This window comes from Rivularia sp. UHCC 0363, from assembly GCF_034931125.1.
Classification (GTDB): Bacteria; Cyanobacteriota; Cyanobacteriia; order Cyanobacteriales; family Nostocaceae; genus Rivularia.
In genome coordinates this window covers 1-23,514 of sequence record NZ_JAYGHM010000053.1, presented here as the reverse complement: position 1 = coordinate 23,514, position 23,514 = coordinate 1, and the positions used below count along the sequence as shown (strand labels likewise).

Here is a 23,514-nt window from a genome sequence, read left to right as displayed (position 1 = left end):
ATGGGTTTTTGTTCGTTATTTTATCTAGCTATTGCCAAGGTTTTTGATGAAGCAAATTTTGCGTTTTGTTCGGCTCGCAATTGGTCGCAAAGTCTACCTTGGGGTAATTCTACGTCATCATAGGTAAGAACCTGGTCTTTAGCAATGTCTCGCTTTAAACGACAACCTTCGGCTAGTCCCATTGGGAGCAGGTTTTGTTCGCGAACTATTTCGGAGTTTTCGCATTGACCGTAGGTCATATAGTAGCCAATACCGTCAAGAGTTTCTCCTGCTTTGAGGTCAATTTTGGCGGTAGTTACTACATCGACTAGAGGACCAGCCAATGGAGCCATTACCGCATCATCAAATAGTACGGCTCTAGCTACTGACAATGGTACTTCAAAGTGGCACAAGTGATAGGGGGTATAGAAACTGTAAAGAGGTCCTTCACCCAACTTATACAGATTGAGATAGTGTTGCTGTTTGGGGTCGTCGTGAGTTGCAAAAACGAATACTCCCGGACCGGGTTTGGTACCCACAACATAATCAACAATACCGCCAAGTTGCTTGAGTTGTTCTACATCATACATCGAGGTCATTTCATCCACATGACCTCTAAAGTCGTATCCCAACATTCCCCGTTGGGCAACTTTCATTCCCGTAGCGTTCGCAACAATTGCTTGTTCAAAGGAAATTTTGCTTCCGTCGGCAAAGCTAGTTACCATGTGAGGCTTCTGTCCCCACTGCTTGGCAAATGCTTCTTGAGTGGTAGGGTTGCGATAGGGGTCTTGCAGTCCCTTGATGTTTCCGCACAGCAACGGAGTCAAACCAATACTTTTGACAAACCGATAGAGATTCATTTCTACTCCCGGTTGATCCCCGTCACAAGCTGAGAGGATAACTCCGGCTTGATCGGCGTAAACTTTCAAAATACAGCCAATAGTACCGTCAAGCTCCGCATTCATCATAATGATATGCTTGCGATGAGCGATCGCCTCCATCACAATATGAGCGCCAAATTCAATCGCTCCAGTTACTTCAATAATTGCATCAATACCTTCAGCGCGACACAGCAGCATTGCATCCTCTGTGACTGCGTATCCACCTTTTTTGATGACATCTTCCAAATCCGTAACGTTGGAAATTTCTTTAACTGTTTCAATTCCAGCTTCTGTATAAGCCCGCTTCGCTGCATCTAAATTACGATTGGAAATCGCTACCAACTCCATTCCAGGAACTGAATTAGCAATTTGATTGGCAATACCGCGACCCATAAACCCAGCACCAATCATTGCTACTTTTACTGGGTTTCCTGCTTCGGCGCGTGCTTGTAAAGCGCGGTCTATAATAATCATGAATTAAACTCCTGTTAGATATCCTGGTTTGAGTAATAGATTTTTGCGTTTTCTATGTAAAACTGACTAATACCAATGCCTAAATATATTTTATTTTTTTAATTTGTTTATTAAATCAACTTCTCACATATTATGGCATTGTATAAATTAGCTTAAGAATAATTTAGGAAGCACCACCAACGGTCATCATTCTCATCAGGGGCCACTGAGTATCTTTTTCAGACATTTCAGTTGCTTCGAGCGGCCATTGGATGTTAAAAAACGGGTCGTCATAACGCAACCCTTTCTCGTAGCCCGGTGTATAAAATTCACCTACCATATACATAACTTCACAGCCATCGGTCAGTGCTTGGTAGCCGTGAGCAAACATTTCCGGAATGTATAAAGCGCGGTGGTTGTCTGCGGTTAATTCCACACCGAAATGTTGTAAGTAGGAAGGAGATTCGGGACGCATATCAATAATTACGTCATAGATGGCACCTTTTGTGCAGCGAACTAATTTTGTTTCTGCTGCGGGAGCTACTTGATAGTGCATTCCCCGCAAAGTACCTTTCTTATGGTTAAAGGATAAATTACATTGAGCAACTACTGACTTTAAACCATGTGCTTCTAATTCTTTAGCGCAAAAAGTACGAGCGAAGAAGCCACGAGTATCGTGTTTTTCTTCTAAGTCGATAGTGTAAGCCCCTTGAAGTCCGGTTTCGGTAAAAATCATGGCAACCTATTAAAGATTTTGTTTTTGGATATTTGGGTACGGCTATTTATCGTAACCGTACCGATTTGATTTAGATGAAATATAGCTTTCCTATTTTTTAGCCCAGAAGAAATCTTTATCGATTTGTTGGGTGCGAATCAAATACTCTAACTGTTTTAAACGGGTAAAACCTCTAGAGAAAAATATTTCCTCGGTCATATCAATCTCACCGAACACATCAGCTAGTTGTTTGGCTCCCAAACGTGCATCCCAATCGCATTTAAAGCCTGGTAAAAGAGTATTAATTTTTTCAAAAGATACTCGATAGCTGCGATTATCTGAAGCATTATCACCAAAGCTCAATTTACATCCCGGAAAGGCTTCAGCTACAAATTCAGCTATTTGCTTAACTCGATAATTATTCGCAGTATCCCCAACATTAAATATTTGGTTGTGTATGATATCGCGAGGAGCTTCCAAAGCGCAAATAATTGATTTAGAAATATCTAGCGCATGAACCAACGGTCTCCAAGGAGTACCATCGCTAGTCATTTTAATTTCTTTGGTAGTCCAGGCTAAACCAGCTAAGTTATTTAGTACAATATCAAAGCGCATTCTTGGGGAAGCACCAAAAGCGGTTGCGTTCCGCATGAAGGTCGGTGAAAAATCATCGCTAGCAAGCGGTTTGATATCTCGTTCTACAAAGGTTTTACATTCTGCATAAGCAGTTTGCGGGTTGACTGGGGATTCTTCGGTAACATCACCCTCAGTAGCAACACCATAAACGCTACAGGAAGACATATATACGAAGCGACGCACACCCGCTTGTTTGGCTAGTTTAGCTAGACGAACCGAACCTACATGATTGATATCGTAAGTAATATTTGGTGATAATTGTCCGGTGGGATCGTTGGAAAGTTCAGCCATGTGAACTATCGCTTCTACACCTTGTAAATCTTCTACGGTGATGTGACGAATATCTTTATTTAAAGTTTTAGCAGTTGTTTGAGTCCCGTTGTACAGCCAACCAACTTTATAATAACCAGTGTCCACACCAATAACTTCATGTCCCCGTTCGATTAACAAAGGAGCTAGCAAACAACCCAGATAACCTTCTGTACCAGTAACGAGAATTTTCATTGAAATAATTCCTATTTATTATTAGTTATTCAGATAGAGATTTTTTGCGACAATTTTTAGCAATTGACTGCTGCTGGTTTGAGATGTGCAATTTCTGGAATTTCTGCGGCTACAGCTTTACCAATTTCGATAGAAGAAGTAGCTGCTGGAGAAGGAGCATTGCACACATGAACGGAGTTTTTAGTTTTAACAATTAAAAAGTCGTCTACTAATTTACCATCGTTCATTAAAGCTTGAGCGCGAACTCCTGCATGGGTCGGAACTACATCTTGCGATCGCACTTCCGGAATTAAGTTTTGCAAGCTTTTGACAAAGGCTGCTTTACTGTAGGATCGGATAATTTCTTTGATCCCTTCATCTGAGTGCTTCGCTGCTAGTTTCCAAAAGCCTGGATAGCTCATTACTTCCGCAAAATCACGTAAATTAAAATCTGTTTTTTTATAACCTTCACGTTTGAGACTAAGTACGGCATTCGGTCCGGCATGAACTGTACCATCTATCATTCTGGTAAAATGAACGCCGAGAAAAGGAAAATCTGGGTTGGGAACTGGATAAATTAGACCTTTTACCAAATGACGTTTTTCTGGAGTTAGTTCGTAATATTCTCCCCGGAAAGGTACAATTTTAGCCTGGGGATCGACGTTACCTAATTTGGCTACACGGTCGGAGTACAAACCCGCGCAGTTAATTACAAAACGAGTCTCAAAGCTACCATTATTGGTTTCTAAAACCTGGTTTTCACCGCTATTAACTATTTTCTCAACTTTGGTATTAAATTTAATTTCTCCGCCCTGTTTTTCAATGATTTCGGCGTATTTCTGGCAAACTTGTTTATAGTTAACAATTCCAGTTGATGCTACCCAAATTCCAGCGACACTGCTGACGTGGGGTTCGATTTCTTTTACTTGTTCGCTAGTAATTTTTTTAACTTCTATCCCATTTTCTAAACCTCGCTTATAGAGGTTTTCTAAACGAGGAAGTTCTTGGGGAGAAGTTGCCACAATCACTTTACCGCAGACTTCATGGTCAATGTCGTGTTCTTGGCAAAATTGCACCATCGAACGACAACCTTCACGGGAAAACTTTGCTTTAAAGCTACCGGGCTTATAATAAACACCTGAGTGAATCACACCGCTATTATTGCCAGTTTGGTGCAACGCGACTTGATTTTCTTTTTCCAAAACTAAAATTCTTGCTTGGGGATAGCGTTCTCCTAATGCCATACTCGTAGAAAGACCGACTATACCCCCACCGACAATTACGAAATCATACATTCAAATTTGCTCCCCTGTAATCAAACAATTTACAATAATTTAAGCTTAAAAGTTATAAGTAGAATAATTGAAAACTTATAACTTATATTCATTTACCAAACCTTCCAAGGAGCTTCGTTGTTTTTCCAAAGGTTTTCTAAATAATTCTTATCTCTTAAAGTATCCATTGGTTGCCAAAAGCCATCATGCTTGTAAGCAGATAACTGTTCCATGTCAGCCAGCTTTTCTAATGGCTCTTTTTCCCAAACAGTGGAATCACCTTCAATAAAATCAATAACTTGAGGTTCTAATATAAAAAAGCCACCGTTAATCCAAGCGTTATCTCCGTCTGGTTTTTCCCGGAAGTTAGTAATCTTAGTTTGTTCTTGTCCTAGAACAATCGCACCAAAACGTCCTGGTGGCTGTACTGCGCTTAAAGTTGCTAAAGATTTTTGTTCTTGATGAAATTTTATCAGATTAGTAACATTAACGTTACTAACACCATCACCATAGGTAAAGCAAAAAGTTTCGTTACCGATATGCTCTTTGACTCGCTTTAAGCGTCCACCCGTTAAAGTATTATCTCCTGTATCTACCAAGGTGACGCGCCAAGGTTCTGCATAACCAGAATGCACGTTCATCTGATTAAACCGCATATCAAAGGTCACGTCCGACATATGTAAGAAGTAGTTAGCAAAATACTCCTTAATTATGTAACCCTTATAACCACAACAAATAATGAAGTCATTGATACCGTGAGCGGAATAGATTTTCATGATGTGCCACAAAATTGGCTTCCCACCAATTTCTACCATCGGTTTTGGTCTAACGCTAGTTTCTTCACTTAAGCGCGTACCAAGACCTCCAGCCAAAATTACTGCTTTCATAAAAACTGCCTCTAATCTCTTAAATAGATGATTGAATAATTATCTTGCGATTTTCGACCCGAATTTAGAAAATCTATTTTGATTTTTCTAAGTATACAATCTAACCGTATTTTTACTGGAAATTGTAAAGACCAGATAAATATAGCTGTTTTGTCTGTAAAAAAATGAAAAAGCTTGGTTTAGTAAAAAAGTATCGTTCAAAAAGCGAAGATTCTAGCAGAATAAAGGCTATAAAACAAAGTTTTTGTAGAATAAAGTGAAGTATCAATAAATTTATTTTGATCAAAAGTTAATATATAAAATACGGAAATATAATTTATGAACGATCAACCAATCTCCTGCCTTAGTTACTTAAATCATTAAGTATAATCTGGATAATTAGCTATTATTCTCTCAGTAAATTTAAAAATTAAAATCTATTGTTACTGTTTAAGCTTAGTTTTGAGGGCATTTTAGAGCTAATTGACCTTATTGCTTGACTTTTACTCTCAAAATCAAAGAATAATTGCATCAGCGAAGTAAAATATCTTTTGTTTATAATTTTTGTCCCTAACGATCTATTTACATAATTTTTTATATAAGTCACTCTCAAATACTTGTACTCTAAGTTTGTCTAATATTCCAAAATTAACCGCGTTGGTGACGAATTATCCGCCCAAGAAGAGACAGCAGACAATAGATATTTTAAATAGTTACCATTTAATTTCTCACAATATAACAACTAATCAATCATTGGGAATCCAAGAATATAGTAAATCTATCTAATCCCTTTTTCTCAGTAATATTACTAAAAATAATTAAAAATTATACTAGCTAGAAGGTAGTTATATCAGTATTTTTAGATTAACGAAGAAGCAAAAGGTAGAAGAAGGATTTTGCGATCGCCATTTAACCAATTTGTAGTGCGTTCGTATAACGTGTCCGTAAAGACCGCATCTTGCTTGCTCGTTACAACTATCGAGCTAAAAGCAGCGAGCGTGTGCGTAAGCGCAGATTCGCGCAGCGTCGCACTACACTAACGCATTACCAAACACTCATAACTTATATGTTGAAATACAACATACGCAAATATAGCGAATTACGGTTGACTTGAGTACATATTGAACCTCACCCCTCTCCTTAATAAGGGACAGGGGAAGGGGGTGAGTATAATTCGTAATTCGTAATTAATGCCCCATAAATTAAATTTAGGGGCTTCGGTAGAGTCATTACCACGGATAAATCCGTCTTGCTCAGACCTTAAAATTTTACTCGGTGAGGTTGAGCGTGTAAGTAAGTCGGCAGAAATAAACCGAATCATGTAACAGAATGTTAATTAGCCTTAAACTCTTACCCCTACTGCCGACTGCCTACTGCCTACTGCCTGCCCTAATTATAATTTTCAACGCCAACCTACTTATTGCACCCAATTGAAAACCGCTATATTAAGTACATTTATACTTAATCAGCGCGGAAGCAAGATTATCTCGCATCCGCGCTGATTAAATTAACACATTTCTTGAATCTAAAAATATAACTTAATAACTCACTATAAATTATTAGCTCCCACTACATTTGTAACAGCTAACAGCAAATAAATATTTGATATCCGAGCTAATTTTACTGTGCGATTACGCTTGTTTTTTGAAATAAAGTGTCGCATTTATTGTCAACAACAACGCAGATGCTGCTGAGCGCTTGCTGATAATTATCCATGTCATCTTGCTCAAGGGAGATTTTAGCAGCTTTTTGTAAATCTTCCATCGCTTGTTGACGATACATATTAGATTCATCTCCTCCATATTGTGCAAGTTCGTAACGAACTAAACCTCGTTTGAGATAAACTTTTGGTAGCTTAGAATTAAGTTGCAATGCTAGGTTAAAATCTTCAAGAGCTTTTTTATATTCTTGCTCAAAGTTGCTGCTATATTGAGCTAATTGATAGCGAACTAAACCTCTTTGATAAAAAGCTTCTGGTCTTGATGACTCAATTTGTAATGCTTGATTAAAATCGGCGATCGCTCGTAAATAATCTTTCTGAGAATCTCCGCTAAATTTAGCTATTTGAGAACGAACAATACCTCTTCTGATATAAGCTTCTACTTCGTCACGGTCAATTCTGAGGGCTTGATTGTAATCATCAATTGCCAATTTATATTCTTTATCTGGGTCGCTGCTATATTCGGCAAGCATATACCGGACGTTACCGCGATTCACAAAAGCTTTGACTTCACTTGGATTTAAGGTTACGGCATGAGTGTAGTCACTTAGGGCCGCTTCATATTCTTTTAAGTTGTAATGCGAATTGCCGCGATTAACGTAAGCCTTTGAATCATCGGGATTTTTTTGGATTGCTTGGGCAAAATTAGTAATAGCTTCTTCGTATTTTTGTCCTTTGTAGGCAGTACGACCCTGCTTATAATAATCCGTACTACCGCTATTTTCGACTGCTTTGGAACCAATCAAAGTTTGTTGAGCATATTGATTTTTATCAACGGTCGAGGATGTAAACTTTGTCACTATATCTAAATAGCCCAATGTCAAAAAGCCAAGTAAGCACAAAATCACCGGGTAAAATCTTGGCTTTTGACGCGGCTGATAGTAGGAATTATGAAAAACTTGCGGGTTACGACGATAAGTAACGGTTTGTCTCGGTGCAGTTGCTATAGCAGCAGTCCGTCTTCTAGGAGTTGGGGCTGTACGTCGCCGTTTGGGCTTGGGACGCGGCTGCAAATGCTGTTTGGTTTCTACGGCTTGAATTGAAGGGAAAGGGTCTCTTCCGCCTAATTTTGCACTACGTTCGCACCAAGGACATTTATGCTGATGTTTACCGTGGAGATGTTGGGGGTTTTTCTGACATCGCACCAGAGCCTCTTCGGCTTCAGCTAGCGCCAGCAGCCAGGTTTGAGCGTTAGGACGAATGTTGGGGTTGTTATGACCATCTTCAAAACAACGGACAAAAAGTTGTTGTAAGGTAGGGTGAAGAATGTTCCAAGATGGTGCAATTGGTGTAGGGCTATAAGGTACGCGACGATTGACGCTGTAGGTAAAATGCCCTTTGGCAATGCGTCCTTCATACGGTGGTGGTTCGCCTACACTTTGAAAAATTCCAGAAAATGGATGGGTACCTTCCATTAAAAGTTGAAATATCAGCACTCCTAAACCAAATAAATCGTGAGGAATAGCGCGATCGCACTCGGAAAATGTTTTATTTTGTAGTTCAGGGGGGGTAAATTCTGGCTTACCTACGGGGGTACGATAAACGGTATCGGTTTCTGGGTCTCGCACCTGAAACGAATCCGTGTCTACCACCGTGACCAATGCCGTATCGCTAACTAAAATATTCGATTCATTCACATCTCCGACACAATATCCGCTTGCGTGCAGAGCCGCAAATGCCGCAGCCAAATTTCGAGCAGTGCGTATGAGGTACTGATAGTTAAATAAAGGACAATGCTGACGACGAGTCCTAGGATTGTAAAAATCAATAATCGGACGCATTCCCCGGATGCGCGGCATTGTAAAACCAATAATTTGGTTGCTACCGTCTGCCGCTCTAATCAGTTCGTAAGGCCAAGCAATTGAGATATGTCCTAAAGATGCCGTAGGATTTTCCGGTGGGTGAAGAACCATCGCTTCTAGCTTACGGGCTTTCTCAAGCGTAGGCTTGTGATAAACTTTGGCAACCATTTCGGCATCTGACTGTATTGTATAGATGCACGCTTCACCACCACGCCCCAAACTGATGTTGAGGTCAATCGGAATATTTTTTTGATTGCTAAGACGTAGTACCTGCATTTTATTTAAAATTACACTTTGTTGTTTAAATTTGACTGCGGTTGAACATTATAGTTAGAACGATTATTCATCGCTTAATGCCGCTATGATTAAAGTTAGATCATCATCAGTACGTTGGGTAATTTTTTCGGAACGCAAAAATTTTACTAGTTGCTCTTTTGCTCCTTTTAATTCTTGGGCATTCGCTACAAAGTCAAATAAAGGTAAAAAGAACGGCTTGTGGGGTAAACCTACTGCCATATTTATTGCTAGCATTTGCAACCCATCCGTAAGAATCGCAATATTGGTAATACCCTGTCGCCATACATTTACCTGTACTGAATCCAAAGCAGTCGGTGAGGTTAGAAAGCTGGTTTCGTTAATGTACTCGCCGCTATCAGGGAAGGTCAAAGCTGACAAGTTACCCATGCTATCTTTAGCAACTGCAACACCATCCCCTATTTGAGCCACCACGGCGACGCTAGGCGTTGCTACTACAACAATTAAAGTTGTTGATAAATCCTTTGGTGGTCTATTTGAAGCTATGGCTTCTTCCTCAACTGCTGTTTTTGCAGCCAAAATCGCTTCGCTCAATATTGCCTTCGCCGAACTGTCCGAGGCAAGGGTGCTTTGGTTAAACTGCTTCACACATATGTTTTCAATTGCTGCTTCTACTGCTACCATAGCTCCTACTTTCCCAAGACTCGCACTCCCCGCACCATCTGCTGCGGCTGCCACTAAAATATTATCTGGCAACATCTGCCAGTGATGGGCATCCTGACAAAGCAGGGAGTTCTTAATGTGGCTAGTTCCACAAACTGATGCACCCACTACCCGCCAGTGAAGCTTTTGTCTTGAATTCATAAACTTACCTCGATCTAGGGCTGCTTAGTTGTACTTGAACTATATTAAACAGAACCCCAGCCAATTGGCGGTAAAGCTACTTGCTCGTCTACTTTGGAATGAGAGACTGCTGACATACTAGCAGATAACCAGACAAACATTTCCACAAAGTTTAATCCGTTCAGCTTTAAAGGAGTACGCACGGTTAATTGACTCAAGCGCATCATGTTGGCATTTTCTACTCCCACAGAGAAAAAGGCTACGCGCTTATTTGATTCGTCGCTTTGCAACCGAGACGATGCTTGATCGATCGCCTCGTCGGGTTCTCCTTGTGGTTCACCATCGGTAATCATAAATATCCAAGGACGATAATAAGCTACACCGTTAGAGCGATACTGAGCTTTACGTTCTTGAATCAAGTCCAAAGATTTATGAATGCCAGCACCCATAGTTGTTAAACCTTGTGCTGTTAATATGGGCGGAGTAAATTGGTCGGCAGTCACAAAATCTTGTACTACGTTGATATTGCTATCAAAAGTAACTATGGATACTTCTACTCTTCTTGATGCTAAAGGATTTTTAGTTAGTTCATCCTTAAAACTAAGCAAGCCTTGATTTAAAGCATCTATTGGCGCTCCTTGCATCGACCCGGATGTATCTAACAATAGTACGCAAGGACAACGAGGTTCGGGGTTCTCCGCGAAATCAACTACTTCGTCTAGTCTTAAGGTATCGGACATAACTTTCAGTGCTATATTGAAGTTCTAAGGTAGGATTTTTGATTTATCAAAGTAAATAGTTTAAAGCCCCAAACAAATTATAGCTGTGGCATTTTAAACGATAGATATTTTTTTTACTGTTCGCAGATTACTAATGCATAATTGCTTATAAGATCTAACATATCTTTATTGTTATTTGATAAATCATAAGTATTTTTCTGGAACATTGATTAACAATGGTTTTTAACTGTAAGGGTTAATATACATAATAGAACTAGAATACAATAAATCCGTACCTATGCATACGCGGAAACTTAAAGATTATATGTAGAAAAAACCCAAATTAGATGAAATACCTAGGGGATGAAAATTATCTCTTCTTAAAAAGAGAGTTAATTAACTGAAAATAAAAATGAATAGTAAGTTTCTTAAAGGTTAGGTGATGTATTGTTGACTCGGATATTGTAAAAACAAATGTAACAATTAAGCTGTGATGTAATATTTTTAGCTGGTAATATATCCATGTTATAAGAGAACAAATTGATTGATGTAGAATATTTACTCTTTAATACTTAGCTGGATTCAATTGATGCTTACAAATATTTTGGGTTATTTACTGTAATTCTCCATGCTATATGAATAATTTTGCAACCTTTACAAAATTGCCTCCCTTAAGTTTATTAAGACACTTGTCTAGTTGCTTTGAGAACACTTGTTTACAAGTTCAAAGTAATTCGGTTAACTGGTGGATTTACTTAGAAGAAGGCAAAATTGCTTATGCTACTCATTCTATAGAGCCTTTCGATCGCCTGGAACGTCATTTACGTCGATTATCGGTTCAAATACCCGCATTGACCAGCGAAATTCGGGTGCAGTTACGCATGATGTTTGAACCAGATTCGCAAAACAAGTCAGTTCAAACTATAGAAAATTTATCAGAACTTGCGTCTTCTCAACAGCCTCCAGATTATCAAGCAATTTGCTGGCTAGTAACTCAAAGACATTTGAATCCTACACAAGCAGCGATACTAATTCAAGAGTTAGTCAAAGAAGTTGTGGAATCATTTTTACTAATTAAACAAGGTACATATGAATTTCATAAGAATTTAACTTTATCCCCGAAAATTTGTCGATTGGATGCAGAAAAACTATTACTAGTTTCTCAAGATAGATTGCAATCTTGGCGAAATCTTGCCCCACATATTACTTCTGTATTTCAACGTCCTTATTTATGGATTAATACAAAAAGTCATATACAGAAAATCTCAGAAATTCAGCCGAATTTAGTTAACTGGATGAAAGGATTTAGTCTGCGTCATCTTGCTGTAATCATGAATCAAGATGAACTACAGTTAGCACGGAGTTTATATCCTCATATCCAAAGTGGAGCGATTTTACTCCATGAACCAGATCCACCGTTTGATAAACTACCTAAAACTAATGGTGAGATATCCCATACTAACAGTAAGGTAACGCAACTTATTAAGACGGAAGTAACTAATAAAATAGAAACAACATCAACAGTAACTACCAAACCAAAGCCGAGTATTCCCCCACAAAAGCAACAAATTCCTGTCAATAAAGTCACAATTCAGTCTGTTGCTCTTTCTTCTCCGACCGCAGAAAAAGTTGAACAAGTTGTAAAACCAGATCGGATTAAGCCTACCCTTCCTGCGGAAACCTTACCACCACGAAAAGTTTACAAAATTGTTTCTGTGGATGATAGTCCGGTAATGCTCAAAGAAATTAGTCGTTTCTTAGAAGATGAAAGTTTTTCTGTTGTGACTATTGATAATCCTCTTAAAGCTGTAATGTCAATTATTCGACATCAGCCAGATTTAATTTTATTAGATTTGAATATGGAAGGAATTGATGGTTATGAATTGTGCCGGATCATCAGGAATAACTCGAAGTTTAAAAATACTCCCATTGTTATGGTAACGGGAAGTAAGGGATTTGTAGATAAAGTAAAAGCGAGATTGGTTGGAGCTAGTGGCTATTTAACTAAACCTTTTACTCGTGCAGATTTACTCAAAATGGTGTTCATGCATTTAACTTGATTAATTGCATCAATATAAGTTATATCTAAACTTCTGAAATATAAATTAAGGATTATCTTTAGTGCTGGCTTTGATTCGAGCAAATTACTAATAAATGTAAATCGTAAGGATAAAATATGGCTACAATTTTGGTTGTTGAAGATACTCCTTCTCAGTTGGAGTTAATGAATATTTTCTTGACTGATAGTGGGTATACGGTAATCCGAGCAACTAATGCTAAAGACGGGTTAGAAAAAGCGCAGCTACATCAACCAGATGCGATTATTTCAGATGTAGTAATGCCGGGAATGAGCGGTTTTGAATTTTGTCGTAAACTAAGACGAGATTTGACTACGCAAAAAATACCGATTATTTTCTGTAGTTCTAAAAACAAAGATATTGACCGGATTTGGGGAATGAGACAGGGAGCTAATGCATATCTGACAAAACCTTTTACTAGACAGCAATTAATTAGTGCCGTAAAGTCAGTTATTATTTAATTATTTTGTCTATATGGTTTATTTTGACAGTGTATCTACCTAAAATACAATATTATTCGCAAGCGCATTAACTTTGTTAATGCTTAATTTTTATATTAACGATTTGGATTAATTTACTTTTATTCGTTTTCTTACCTGTTAAAAACTTACTTGCACCAATTCAGGACTTACGCAACAAGAACAAAAAAACTATTATTCTAAACATTGAGATCCCCCCAACCCCTCTTAAAAAAGGGGGGCTTGCGTAAGTCCTAAAATTATGTATCCGCAATCCGCTTTATGTACAGACGGCAATATCTTTTAAAATACTGCTAACTTATAACTTGCGATTATTTTTTTTCATCCTCTGTTTTTTTAAGCAGAGGTTTTGAATTTTTAAGACTTTTGGGTCGTAATATTAGTGCCAAGCAGCAAACCTCCTCAATCCTCTGATTTTCTTCTAAATTATCTGTAAACAAGTATTTGAATGTTATTTTAAGAACATACAAATACTTATTTAGGGTCTAATATGCAATTATAGTTGTGAGTTAGCCTCCGAAATAAAGCGGATAATTACAATCAACTTACTAATGATATTTTCTGGAACAAACGTCCAAATAGATACTACCTCCTAAACATATGAAACTTACTAAGCTAGTATTGTTACCGGTTTTGTTATGTATGCAGTTTGCAACACTATCAGAAGTTGTACAAGCTAAAGAGGTTGATGACCTCCAAAGCATCTGCTCAAAGTTTCCTTCTAACTCTGAATGTGGAGGTTATAAAGCGACATCTCCTATTTCTCTTGATACTCGTTCTGGGGAAAAAGCTAAATGTCTTTTCACTGGTGAGGAAAAAGGAAAGCGTTGCAAAGTTGATCTTAGCGACGATCAAGTTAAGCTGTATTTTGAAATTGGGGAGGGATTGGATGTTTTAGGAGGGGAAAAGAATACACAAGAAGTTGTTATTCCAATGAAGACAATTAAGTCTTTCTCATACTCTGAAAAAAGTAAAACTGATGTTGGTGCGGTTCTCGCTTTGGGAGTCTGGGGATTATTCGCAAAGCAAAAGAAGTCTACAATCGCAATACGTTACGAGGGAGAAGCAGAAGGTTCTCAGAAGCAGGTTGTGTTTGTCAGTGGTAGAAAAAATGGCAGAAAAATTCGTCAGAAGTTAGAACTGCAAACAGGTCTAGTTGCTGATATTCTCGATATTGATCGATAAAGGATATTTCCGGGTTTTTTATTGATCCTCCTTTCTCCAAGCTGATAATGATAATCATGTTATGAAGTTTTTTATCAGCGCTAAGAGTTATTCGCTGCTGTCTACCTCTTGTATTCCAATACAGTTCAGTTAAGGTTCGATCCCCCCAACCCCCCTTAGAAATGGGGGCTTAGTTTCATCCTTTTTAACAAGGACTAGGAATGAGCGACAATATTTAGATATCGTTAACTCAACCGTATTGTCTTCTATTCCCCCTAAACATGATTATCATTCTTATAGCGATTTATTTCGAGATTTGAATTTGCCTAAAACGAAAATATTGGAGTAACTGTCAATACCCTTCGGTCTTTCAACCCCATTCCCATCTAAAATAGTTTGTGCGTGTTGATTCGCTATTTTTAATCGCATAAGCAAATATATTCCATGCGTATTTCTTTAAATTGGTTACAGGAACTTGTAGAGTTAAAATTAAGTCCCGAAGACCTCGCAGAAACACTGACGATGGCGGGGTTTGAAGTCGAAGATATTGAAGACCGTCGTACCTGGGCTGATGGGGTTGTTATTGGGAGAGTTATTGAACGCGAACAGCACCCAAACGCCGATAAACTCAGCGTTTGTCAGGTTGATGTGGGTGGAGGTGAAAACTTAAATATTGTCTGCGGTGCTGCGAACGTGCGAGCAGATATTTATGTGCCAGTTGCGACGGTCGGTACTTACCTGCCAAATAAAGATTTAAAGATTAAGCCTGCAAAATTACGCGGGGTACCTTCTCAAGGAATGATTTGTTCTTTAGAAGAACTCGGTTTACCAACTGATGTAGACGGAATTCATATTTTTACTGGGGAAAACCTCAAAGTCGGCTCAGATGTACGTCCGCTGTTGGGGTTAGACGACGTAATTTTGGATGTCACCGCGACCGCAAACCGTGCCGATGCTTTGTGTATGGTAGGGATAGCGCGGGAAGTTGCCGCAATAACTGGGGGAAAGCTCAAAATTTCTCAACCTGAAGAAATATCGGTTCCTCAAGGTGCGGGAAATTTAAGTATAGAAATTGATGAAACCAGAGCTTGTCCTGCCTATATTGGAACGGCGATCGCTCAAGTAAAAATCGCTCCATCTCCCCAGTGGTTGCAGCAAAGGTTATTAGCCGCCGGAGTCCGACCGATTAGCAATATAGTTGATATTACTAACTATGTAATGTTGGAATGGGGACAGCCGCTACACGCATTTGACCGCGATCGACTGCAAGCGATCGCTAATAGTGAAAAGATTAAGGTTGGGGTGAGATTTGCAGATAACGGGGAATCTTTCAAAACCCTGGATGGAAAAACTCGTAAACTATCAACTCAAAATTTATTGATTACTGTTAACAACAAACCCATCGCTTTAGCGGGAGTCATGGGTGGGGAAGAAAGCGAAGTTCATGACGGAACCGAAAATTTGATTTTAGAAGCAGCGTTGTTTGATACAGTAGCTATTCGTCGTTCATCTCGTAGCGTTGGTTTGAGAAGCGAATCTTCCACTAGATACGAACGAGGAGTAAATCAGGTAGAGTTAGAAGTTGCTTGTCGTCGTGCTTTATCGCTGATTGTGGAAATTGCCGGTGGTACTTTGGTTACTCAAGAAATTTCTGAGACCCGTGCCGATTCTTCTACTTGGACTCGTTCGATTGAATTGCGTTTAGATCGAATTAATCAAATATTGGGACCTGTTGACTTGGGAGAAGAAACAGGAGAAATTAAGAGCGAAGATGTAGAGCGGATTTTAACTGCATTGGGATGTCGGTTAACTGTTTCGGGTGATGGAACTTGGACGGTTTCTGTACCAGCTTATCGCTACCGCGACTTAGAGCGAGAAATCGATTTAATTGAAGAAGTCGCTCGTTTGTACGGTTACGATAACCTTTGCGATACCTTACCAGAAAAAACAGAAATCGGTTATTTACCAGTAGACCAAGAATTAATTCGTAAATTACGAGCGACATTTCGCGCTGCTGGATTAACAGAATTGATGCATTACTCCTTGGTCAAACCCGGAGAAGAAAGACAGGTAGTGTTGAGCAACCCGTTGTTTACAGAATATTCAGCATTACGAGCCGATTTGATATCCGGTTTGATTGATGCGTTTGAATACAACATCCAACAAGGAAACGGTGCGCTAAACGGCTTTGAAATCGGCAGAATTTTCTGGGAAGAAGAAGACGGTTTTCAAGAAACAGACATCGTAGCGGGAATCATCGGAGGTGATGTTACTTCGAGTAAATGGATCAACGGTGGTAGTTCGCGATCGCTAAGTTGGTTTGAAGCCAAAGGTGTCTTAGAAAGCGTCTTTCAAGTCATGGGATTGCAGGTAGAATATCAGCCAGATCGCCGCAACGAGTTCTTACATCCCGGTCGTACCGCTTCGCTTTGGGTTGGAGGTAACAGATTAGGTGTATTTGGACAAGTGCATCCCCAAATTCGCAGTGCAAGAGATTTACCAGATGATGTTTATGTCTTTCAATTGAGTCTGGATGTAATTTTAGATGCAATAGACAGCGATGATATACAGAGGATTGGATTCAAATCTTATTCTACTTATCCAGCATCCGATAGAGATATAGCCTTTTTCGCACCCATTAATTTAACAGTTGCCGAAATCGAAAAAGCAATTACCAAAGCCGGTAAAAACTTATTAGATTCCGTCGAGTTATTTGATGAATATCGCGGAGAAAAAGTACCATCAGGACAAAGAAGCTTAGCATTTCGGTTAATTTATCGTTTGAGCGATCGCACTCTTACCGATGCAGACGTTGAACCAGTACATCAAAAAGTTCGAGATACTTTAGTAGAACAGTTTGGGGTAAGTTTAAGAAGCTAATCAATTTTGAATTTTGGATTTTGGATTAGGAGTTAGGAGTTAGGAGTTAACAATCAGTGTCATCAGCGTCATCCATTTAATCAGCGATAAATCATGACTAAATATATAATGTGGGGCAGCTACTGTGAGAACGTTTTAGAAAAACGCGCTCCTTATCGTCAGGAACATTTAGATGGGTTAAAGAAGCAAAAAGAAGATGGTGTTTTAGTGACAATCGGACCGACAAAAGATACAACTCAAGTTTTTGGGATTTACGAAGCAGCTGATGAAGCGACGGTACGTAAATTGGTAGAAAATGACCCTTATTGGAAAAACGGGATTTGGACTGAGTATTGTGTTAAAGAGTGGGTACAGGCTTTTTGATAATAAATAATTGAATTACTCCTATCCCGCTCTAAGATTACCTATCTCTCTTTATCTCTTTTCTCTGTGTTCTCTGCGTCTCTGTGGTTTTTAATTCGGTAATCTTCTAGCGGGAAGGGAGTAGGGGAATGTACCTCATTTATTTACAAACTGCTGTAACTCCTAACTCCTAACTCCTAACTAAATCTCAACTTCCTTAATTACATCACTCATGGGATGTTGTTTATCGTCAAAATCTAATGAAACTTCACATCTAGTTAAAGGAAAAGGTTCTAACATTTTGCCATCTTGACTTTCTAATTTCCACCAAAGAGTTTGAACTACAACTTCCTTACCATCAACGATGTCAAATGTTATTTCAGCAAGGTTATTTAAACCAACAATTTCTGTGCCATTTCCCTTCCTACTAATATATTCACGATAATTTTTCGCCATTGATAAATATTTTTCTAAAGCTTCTTTACGGTTTTCTCCTGGTAGTGGAGCTATCGGGGAAGTAATTTCGATTTTCTCAGCTTTGAATTTACTTAATCCTTCATCTTTAGCTGCCAAAAAATCAATTCTATACCACCATTCGGGTTCTTTAGTTATTTCTATACTGTGAAAACTATTTCTTTGTTTGATTAAATCAATTGTTCCGGGACTACCTTTGATTTTTAAAGGAATACGTTGAAATATATCTTCGATCGCAAGACAAATATTGCCAATTTCTGTTTCTCCTTGCTTATTTTCCCATCCTAATACTTCTGCTGTTGGTAAATCGCTACCAACTCCAATTGGGATAAAACCTTTCTTGTGTGCAGAATGACTACCACCCATACCGCTAACCTCATTTTTAAATGAACTGCTGGTTAATTGAGCAATTACAAGTTGAGAATTAATCGGTTCGGGACTTTCAAAAGGATGGGTTGTTGAATATTGCAAACGCGCACCAAAACTGTAGTGAACATCGCCGGATAAAAACACTACACGACTTTTTAAATTGGGTAATGCTCGTAATGCTAATTTAGCAAGCATTCGCTCATATGCAGTTTCATTTAACGACCAAGCTTCTGTATCAAAACCCCAAGCCGCATTACCTATTTTTTCGTAGAAACTTTTAGCAACTTTTTGAATATTTTCTACAAAAGGTACGCCGATAAATGGACTTGGAGATACGATAAAAGTAACTTTAACATCATCGCGACGCACTAATTTTAATATTTGTTCTTCGTAACCTTCCTCACTTATCAGTGCGGGAAAATCAAATTCCTTGCCGGGAAATTCTCGCCAAGTGCGGGCATCAAGTAATATAACTTCATACCCTGGTCCGTTAACTATATAGTGCCAAGTCAAGGTAGCATCGTCATGAGGTAACTTCTTCGAGTTATTTTGAATATCTGCAACACTAGGTAAACCGACACTACGAGTAATTTGAGATTCACAAGTCCTATCTGTACCTCCACTCATCGACCAAGCGACAGCAGCTTTGAGTAACGTTTCACCAACAGTATCTTTCTCAAACTGTTCCGGTGTATTTCCCCAAGCCTGACAAATTGTATAAGCCAGCATCCCGTTTTGTAAAATCCGCTTTCCCAAAGGTTTATCGAGAATGCGGGAACACCAAGCCATATTTAAATACCAATCATCGGTAATTTCGTGGTCATCGAATATCATGTAGGTGGGAATATTTGCTAAAGCCCGTCTGACACTTTTTAAACTTGACCAAAAACCTTTAATATCCTCAACTTCGTCTTCGTAAGCTTTCCTTTTTTCGTTTTTAGCTTGCCAATGCTTGGAATTAACATCAGCAAAATCTGGAAAAAATTCATCCTCAACCCACAGTACATCACTCCAAGCAAATAAATACATCGCCAAATATTCGCCATAAGTAAATAGATGACTTTTCGCAACATTTGTTATGTGATTAAATTTACCAATACTTGCGGTAAACCCAGCCGTTTTTGTGACTAAATTATTGCGTTCTCCCGGTTTTAGTTCTGCTAAGTTTTCAACATCTGGTAACTTTTCCGACCATCCCAACAGCGTTTCAGATGCATCCATTAACATAAAAAGTAATACATCGGCGACATCATCAGCATAAATTTGATCGCCGGTTAAAAACAGTTGATGCGGTCGTTTTTTGGGTTCTTTTTCCAACGCTTCTTTAATCATTTTATCCATAGCAGCAAGCGCATCTGAGCTTTCACCGTGGGGTTTGCGACAAGAACCATGAATGATACGTAAATCTTTTAAATCGCTTGGTGGTAAAGCAAAAGAAGGTAATTTATATTGAGGATAAGTAATACCTTCAAGGGTTCCCTCAGCAGTTAAGATACCGGGACTATTAAGTAATTCTCCCTTACCAAAATCTAAATCGTAGAGATAATTTTCACCGTTAATAAGTACATTTGATGAAGCCTTCGCAGTCACGGCAACAACGTGTAGATTAATGCCAATTCTTGCCGTAGTTCTAGTACTTTCAAACAGGAAATTATGATTTTGGTCAAATATTGTTAAAGTGACGTGACGACTTGCTTTTAAAGCCACCCATACAGTTACAGAATCTGGTTGAGTACGTCGTAAAATTGGTCCTGCAAGAACGAGTGGTAGTTGATCGATACGTTCTCTTAATGGTGTCCATCCCATGCAATTGCCCTATTTACAGCTTCCTAATTATTGTTATAACTGGTTTGAGTTGAGCAGGGGATGTTTAATTATGATTTATTTTGCGGTTGAAACCGCGATACACAGACTGAACCCGCAGTAATAAGGGCTTAACAAGTACTAACGCAAACTTATTTATATGATTACTCGTGAATTATATAAATCTTGCCTACTCCCTATTCCCTATTCCCTCCCCACACGAAATGTTTATATATTTTGCACGAGTACTCAATTGATAGGTAAACTTCTAACGATAATTTGTAAACTGCAAAGCGACTGATAAATCTTCTTCTTTTAAGCGCTGCATCACAACTTGCAAATCATCTTTATTCTTACTACTAACTCGTATTACGTCTCCTTGAATAGAAGCCTGTACTTTCTTAAATTCATCGCGAATCAACTTAGAAAGTTTCTTGGCAATATCTTGACTAATGCCTTTTTTCAACTTTACTTCTTGATTAACGCGATTACCCCCAGCAGATTCAGGTTCACCAAATTCAAAGATTTTCTGAGAAAGATTACGCTTTGCTGCTTTTTCTCGCAATATCGTATTGATAGTTTCTAAAGTAAAGTCACTGTCTGCATTAACTTTAATGCTTTCTTCTCCTAATTCCATTGTGGTTTTGGTGTCTTTCAAATCGTAACGACCTTTAATTTCTCGCGTAGTTTGGTCGATAGCATTAACCAATTCTTGTCTATCAAAATCGCTAACAACATCAAAAGAATAAGTAGAAGCCATAATTAAAATCCAGTTTTCTTTATTCGTAATTTTACATTTAAATAATTGTATTCGATCGCAACTTAAGATTTAACTATTTGCTTGAATTATGCTCAGCACAAATAAGGTGCAAGAACAAACCAAGCCGATCGCATACATTAGCGATCGCAGCATCGGGATGTTTGAAATATAAAAAAATGAATACAATAAACGTGCTGCAATAAAACTTAATGCCGCCCATGCAGCTAAAGGAGAATTAACACCCGTTACGTAAGCCATCAAAGCCGCAGCAGCAAAAATAGGAAAGGTTTCAAAACAGTTTTGATGCGCCCAAGTAGCGCGTTGTGCATAAGGTGGCAGCTTCTCAAACATAGCGCGAGGAGCGTAATAATCGTAACCGACATTCAAACGGGCAAAAGCAATAGCTAAAAATGGAACGTAAATTAATAGGAAAGCTATAGCAATACAGTATAAAAAGATAACTGGTACGGGCAATTGTGAAAAAGGCATCAACATAAATAAATTCTGGGAAATATTGGGAAAAAATCTAGCTTTCGATGTAATTTGATGGTTGAGGAAACGAACTATTTTCAGTAATTGTTCTTACAGCTATTACAGCAATTAAGGTGAGAAGTTACTGATTTATTGTGCTTCAAAGACGAACTATACTATCAACAGTAGATAGCTGTACGCTTTAAGATTTCACTAGTCATGGGTAATTTTAGATTTTAATTAGATTAACGAGACGGAAGTCCATACCCCATAGGATGGACTCACCGCAACGCAGTATCCTCAAAATCATGAATCCAAAATCAAATGACTAATGACGAATAAAAAAGTAACTTGAATAACTAGCTGACTAATCAAAATAGAACAAAGTTACCACTTTTCTTTGATCTTCCGCATCCTTACACGTTTGTAACAGAATACCACTGTCGTGAAAAGCAAAGCAGACAAGTTGTTGACAGCGAGAGATGATCTCCTTATTGCATTGGTAACTAGCTTCAGCGAGTGATAAATGGTCATTGCTGGAGTTTTCTACCAAATGCATGACCTTTTCTAATTGCTGGCGCGATTCCGAAGGCTGACGGTCTAAACTTTGGGGTAAAATTACCGTAAGAAAGTTAGGGTCGGCTCGCATTGCGCCTTTAATAGCGGCTGAATTTGTACCTGTAGCACCAGAGGTGATAACTCGATTACCCGATAAAACCAGGGCATAAGTCATCATTTCAATTAGATTCTGGTGGGTAATAGGCACATGACGAGAACCCAGCACAGCGATTCGCTTGGAACCCATTTGCTGAATAGTCGCTAATTCTTGCGCTAATGTATCGATGCTATTTATTACGTTTGTTGACTGACTCAAAGACAGATTTAATTGCTATTAAACGACCAAAATATTTTAGCAGGTGAAAGAGTTGTCGGGAACCTACTTATGGGCAGAGCATACAATTTTTAAACTGATTTATTTAACAGAGTGATCGCTTCTACCAGTGGTAAAGCGTAGGGAAAGCGCACGTCGGTCTGTAGAGAATAGGGTCTAGCTAATTAAGTAGGTTGGTAGAAATAAATCAAACTATGTAACAGAATGTAAATTAAGCTCTCAAAGAGAAGACGCTTGCGCGTCAACAAAACCCGAACCCTATTCCCTACTCCCTTTTCATAACTGTGATTTTTAACGCTGACCTACTTAATTTGCGGATTTTCGTTCGCTGCTTACCATTCCTTACTCAGTTTCAGGAGAGCATGAAGCTTTAACCTCTCTAAAACCTGAGAAATAAATTAAGGAAATATTTAATATGACTTATAGTTCGCAAGACGTGCAGAAAATCCTGATTTTGGCAATGGCTACTCAGCAGGAAGAACTTTTTTCAGAAAAACAACTTTTGGAAATGGGAGTAGAATTGGGAATTTCTCCCGAATTACTCAAAACAGCAGAACAGGAATGGCTGATTCAAACCAAAGTGCAACAAGAACAACAAGCTCGTCGTGAAATTAAAATTCAAGGATTTAAAGCCCACTTAATTTCATTTATAGCAGTAAATACATTCTTAGTAGTGCTGAATTTAGCGACAACTCCCCGCGATTTTTGGGCGATTTATCCGATTTCAGGTTGGGGATTGGGGCTTTTCATGCATAATTTGGCTATCAATCGCCTTGAAGAAAATCTTCATAGCTAGTATTCGATTGCATTAAATTTGACTGGTTTTGATCGCAACCTGCCGGTGGTTTTCAACCCCCGTCTAATAGCGAAAGTCCTATAAATAGGACTGAAATACAAGCCTTCAAAACTAATGAAATGAACTACTAATACTCCACCACATTAATTTTGATGGATAAAATTTTCGTAGTGCGACCATCTTGGTCGCTCGTTACAATTAGCGCACACTTCGTGAACGCACTACCAGACACCCCTCATAACTTATGTGGTGGAGTACTAATGGTCTATTGCATTAGTTATGAAGGGTAAAATTTTAGTCCTCTTGAGAGGACTTATGCTATTAGTCCGGGAATTGCATTCCCGGAGGGGCTGGGATAAAAACCCATGAGAATAAATGAA

Annotated in this window: 18 protein-coding genes; 6 read left to right on the top strand and 12 right to left on the bottom strand. The window is 38.7% G+C overall.

Features of this window, described 5'->3' with window-relative positions:
* Window positions 1–20 precede the first annotated feature (20 nt).
* The 8 genes from VB797_RS24970 to VB797_RS24935 all read right to left on the bottom strand — a co-directional run bounded on the left by VB797_RS24970 (window position 21) and on the right by VB797_RS24935 (window position 10,647).
* On the bottom strand, window positions 21–1,334 hold the full coding sequence (locus tag VB797_RS24970) for an NAD(P)H-dependent oxidoreductase (protein ID WP_323240452.1): 1,314 nt from the start codon (window positions 1,332–1,334) through the stop codon (window positions 21–23).
* A gap of 163 nt (window positions 1,335–1,497) precedes the next feature.
* Window positions 1,498–2,049: a dTDP-4-dehydrorhamnose 3,5-epimerase gene (rfbC, locus tag VB797_RS24965; protein WP_323240451.1), complete on the bottom strand. Its 552-nt coding sequence runs from the start codon at window positions 2,047–2,049 to the stop codon at window positions 1,498–1,500.
* Between the two features lie 90 nt (window positions 2,050–2,139).
* Window positions 2,140–3,168, bottom strand: a complete 1,029-nt coding sequence (locus VB797_RS24960; RefSeq protein ID WP_323240450.1) for an SDR family oxidoreductase — start codon at window positions 3,166–3,168, stop codon at window positions 2,140–2,142.
* Window positions 3,169–3,224: 56 nt separating this feature from the next.
* Window positions 3,225–4,442, bottom strand: coding sequence for an L-2-hydroxyglutarate oxidase (gene lhgO, locus VB797_RS24955; protein WP_323240449.1), 1,218 nt, complete (start codon window positions 4,440–4,442; stop codon window positions 3,225–3,227).
* Between the two features lie 92 nt (window positions 4,443–4,534).
* Entirely contained in the window at window positions 4,535–5,308 is a 774-nt protein-coding gene (rfbF, locus tag VB797_RS24950; RefSeq protein ID WP_323240448.1) for a glucose-1-phosphate cytidylyltransferase, read from the bottom strand.
* Between the two features lie 1,599 nt (window positions 5,309–6,907).
* Window positions 6,908–9,085: a tetratricopeptide repeat protein gene (locus VB797_RS24945; protein WP_323240447.1), complete on the bottom strand. Its 2,178-nt coding sequence runs from the start codon at window positions 9,083–9,085 to the stop codon at window positions 6,908–6,910.
* Window positions 9,086–9,148: 63 nt separating this feature from the next.
* Window positions 9,149–9,928: a PP2C family serine/threonine-protein phosphatase gene (locus VB797_RS24940; RefSeq protein ID WP_323240446.1), complete on the bottom strand. Its 780-nt coding sequence runs from the start codon at window positions 9,926–9,928 to the stop codon at window positions 9,149–9,151.
* Window positions 9,929–9,972: 44 nt separating this feature from the next.
* Complete coding sequence (locus VB797_RS24935) at window positions 9,973–10,647, bottom strand: vWA domain-containing protein (protein WP_323240445.1); 675 nt, start codon at window positions 10,645–10,647, stop codon at window positions 9,973–9,975.
* A 614-nt stretch (window positions 10,648–11,261) separates the two neighbouring features.
* Between VB797_RS24935 and VB797_RS24930 the strand changes: the two genes are divergently transcribed.
* From VB797_RS24930 to VB797_RS24910, 5 genes are all read left to right on the top strand, one after another.
* Window positions 11,262–12,686, top strand: a complete 1,425-nt coding sequence (locus VB797_RS24930) for a response regulator (protein ID WP_323240444.1) — start codon at window positions 11,262–11,264, stop codon at window positions 12,684–12,686.
* Window positions 12,687–12,802: 116 nt separating this feature from the next.
* Window positions 12,803–13,165 carry a response regulator transcription factor gene (locus VB797_RS24925; protein ID WP_323240443.1) on the top strand — a complete coding sequence of 121 codons (363 nt, stop codon included), beginning with the start codon at window positions 12,803–12,805 and terminating at the stop codon, window positions 13,163–13,165.
* 660 nt (window positions 13,166–13,825) lie between these two features.
* Entirely contained in the window at window positions 13,826–14,368 is a 543-nt protein-coding gene (locus tag VB797_RS24920; RefSeq protein WP_323240442.1) for a hypothetical protein, read from the top strand.
* 423 nt (window positions 14,369–14,791) lie between these two features.
* Entirely contained in the window at window positions 14,792–17,227 is a 2,436-nt protein-coding gene (gene pheT / locus VB797_RS24915) for a phenylalanine--tRNA ligase subunit beta (RefSeq protein ID WP_323240441.1), read from the top strand.
* A 93-nt stretch (window positions 17,228–17,320) separates the two neighbouring features.
* A complete protein-coding gene (locus tag VB797_RS24910; protein WP_323240440.1) occupies window positions 17,321–17,590 on the top strand; it encodes a YciI family protein in 270 nt (89 codons plus the stop codon).
* A gap of 180 nt (window positions 17,591–17,770) precedes the next feature.
* On the opposite strand, the gene VB797_RS24905 is transcribed toward VB797_RS24910, so the two are convergent.
* The 4 genes from VB797_RS24905 to VB797_RS24890 all read right to left on the bottom strand — a co-directional run bounded on the left by VB797_RS24905 (window position 17,771) and on the right by VB797_RS24890 (window position 22,251).
* Window positions 17,771–20,218, bottom strand: coding sequence for a hypothetical protein (locus VB797_RS24905; RefSeq protein WP_323240439.1), 2,448 nt, complete (start codon window positions 20,216–20,218; stop codon window positions 17,771–17,773).
* 265 nt (window positions 20,219–20,483) lie between these two features.
* Complete coding sequence (locus VB797_RS24900) at window positions 20,484–20,975, bottom strand: YajQ family cyclic di-GMP-binding protein (protein ID WP_323240438.1); 492 nt, start codon at window positions 20,973–20,975, stop codon at window positions 20,484–20,486.
* Between the two features lie 69 nt (window positions 20,976–21,044).
* Complete coding sequence (locus tag VB797_RS24895) at window positions 21,045–21,464, bottom strand: MAPEG family protein (RefSeq protein ID WP_323240486.1); 420 nt, start codon at window positions 21,462–21,464, stop codon at window positions 21,045–21,047.
* 349 nt (window positions 21,465–21,813) lie between these two features.
* A complete protein-coding gene (locus VB797_RS24890) occupies window positions 21,814–22,251 on the bottom strand; it encodes a DNA recombination-mediator protein A (protein ID WP_416350932.1) in 438 nt (145 codons plus the stop codon).
* Between the two features lie 502 nt (window positions 22,252–22,753).
* On the opposite strand from VB797_RS24890, the gene VB797_RS24885 reads away from it, so the two are divergent.
* Window positions 22,754–23,134: a 2TM domain-containing protein gene (locus tag VB797_RS24885; protein ID WP_323240436.1), complete on the top strand. Its 381-nt coding sequence runs from the start codon at window positions 22,754–22,756 to the stop codon at window positions 23,132–23,134.
* Window positions 23,135–23,514: the final 380 nt, after the last annotated feature.

Excerpts from the sequence above, each read along its gene's own strand:
- VB797_RS24890 (WP_416350932.1), bottom strand. The coding sequence starts at position 22,251 with ATGGGTTCCAAGCGAATCGCTGTGCTGGGTTCTCGTCATGTGCCTATT.
- rfbF (WP_323240448.1), bottom strand. The coding sequence starts at position 5,308 with ATGAAAGCAGTAATTTTGGCTGGAGGTCTTGGTACGCGCTTAAGTGAA.
- VB797_RS24970 (WP_323240452.1), bottom strand. The coding sequence starts at position 1,334 with ATGATTATTATAGACCGCGCTTTACAAGCACGCGCCGAAGCAGGAAAC.
- lhgO (WP_323240449.1), bottom strand. The coding sequence starts at position 4,442 with ATGTATGATTTCGTAATTGTCGGTGGGGGTATAGTCGGTCTTTCTACG.
- VB797_RS24895 (WP_323240486.1), bottom strand. The coding sequence starts at position 21,464 with ATGCCTTTTTCACAATTGCCCGTACCAGTTATCTTTTTATACTGTATT.
- VB797_RS24905 (WP_323240439.1), bottom strand. The coding sequence starts at position 20,218 with ATGGGATGGACACCATTAAGAGAACGTATCGATCAACTACCACTCGTT.
- VB797_RS24945 (WP_323240447.1), bottom strand. The coding sequence starts at position 9,085 with ATGCAGGTACTACGTCTTAGCAATCAAAAAAATATTCCGATTGACCTC.
- VB797_RS24925 (WP_323240443.1), top strand. The coding sequence starts at position 12,803 with ATGGCTACAATTTTGGTTGTTGAAGATACTCCTTCTCAGTTGGAGTTA.
- VB797_RS24935 (WP_323240445.1), bottom strand. The coding sequence starts at position 10,647 with ATGTCCGATACCTTAAGACTAGACGAAGTAGTTGATTTCGCGGAGAAC.
- pheT (WP_323240441.1), top strand. The coding sequence starts at position 14,792 with ATGCGTATTTCTTTAAATTGGTTACAGGAACTTGTAGAGTTAAAATTA.
- rfbC (WP_323240451.1), bottom strand. The coding sequence starts at position 2,049 with ATGATTTTTACCGAAACCGGACTTCAAGGGGCTTACACTATCGACTTA.
- VB797_RS24910 (WP_323240440.1), top strand. The coding sequence starts at position 17,321 with ATGACTAAATATATAATGTGGGGCAGCTACTGTGAGAACGTTTTAGAA.
- VB797_RS24885 (WP_323240436.1), top strand. The coding sequence starts at position 22,754 with ATGACTTATAGTTCGCAAGACGTGCAGAAAATCCTGATTTTGGCAATG.
- VB797_RS24940 (WP_323240446.1), bottom strand. The coding sequence starts at position 9,928 with ATGAATTCAAGACAAAAGCTTCACTGGCGGGTAGTGGGTGCATCAGTT.
- VB797_RS24930 (WP_323240444.1), top strand. The coding sequence starts at position 11,262 with ATGAATAATTTTGCAACCTTTACAAAATTGCCTCCCTTAAGTTTATTA.
- VB797_RS24900 (WP_323240438.1), bottom strand. The coding sequence starts at position 20,975 with ATGGCTTCTACTTATTCTTTTGATGTTGTTAGCGATTTTGATAGACAA.
- VB797_RS24920 (WP_323240442.1), top strand. The coding sequence starts at position 13,826 with ATGCAGTTTGCAACACTATCAGAAGTTGTACAAGCTAAAGAGGTTGAT.
- VB797_RS24960 (WP_323240450.1), bottom strand. The coding sequence starts at position 3,168 with ATGAAAATTCTCGTTACTGGTACAGAAGGTTATCTGGGTTGTTTGCTA.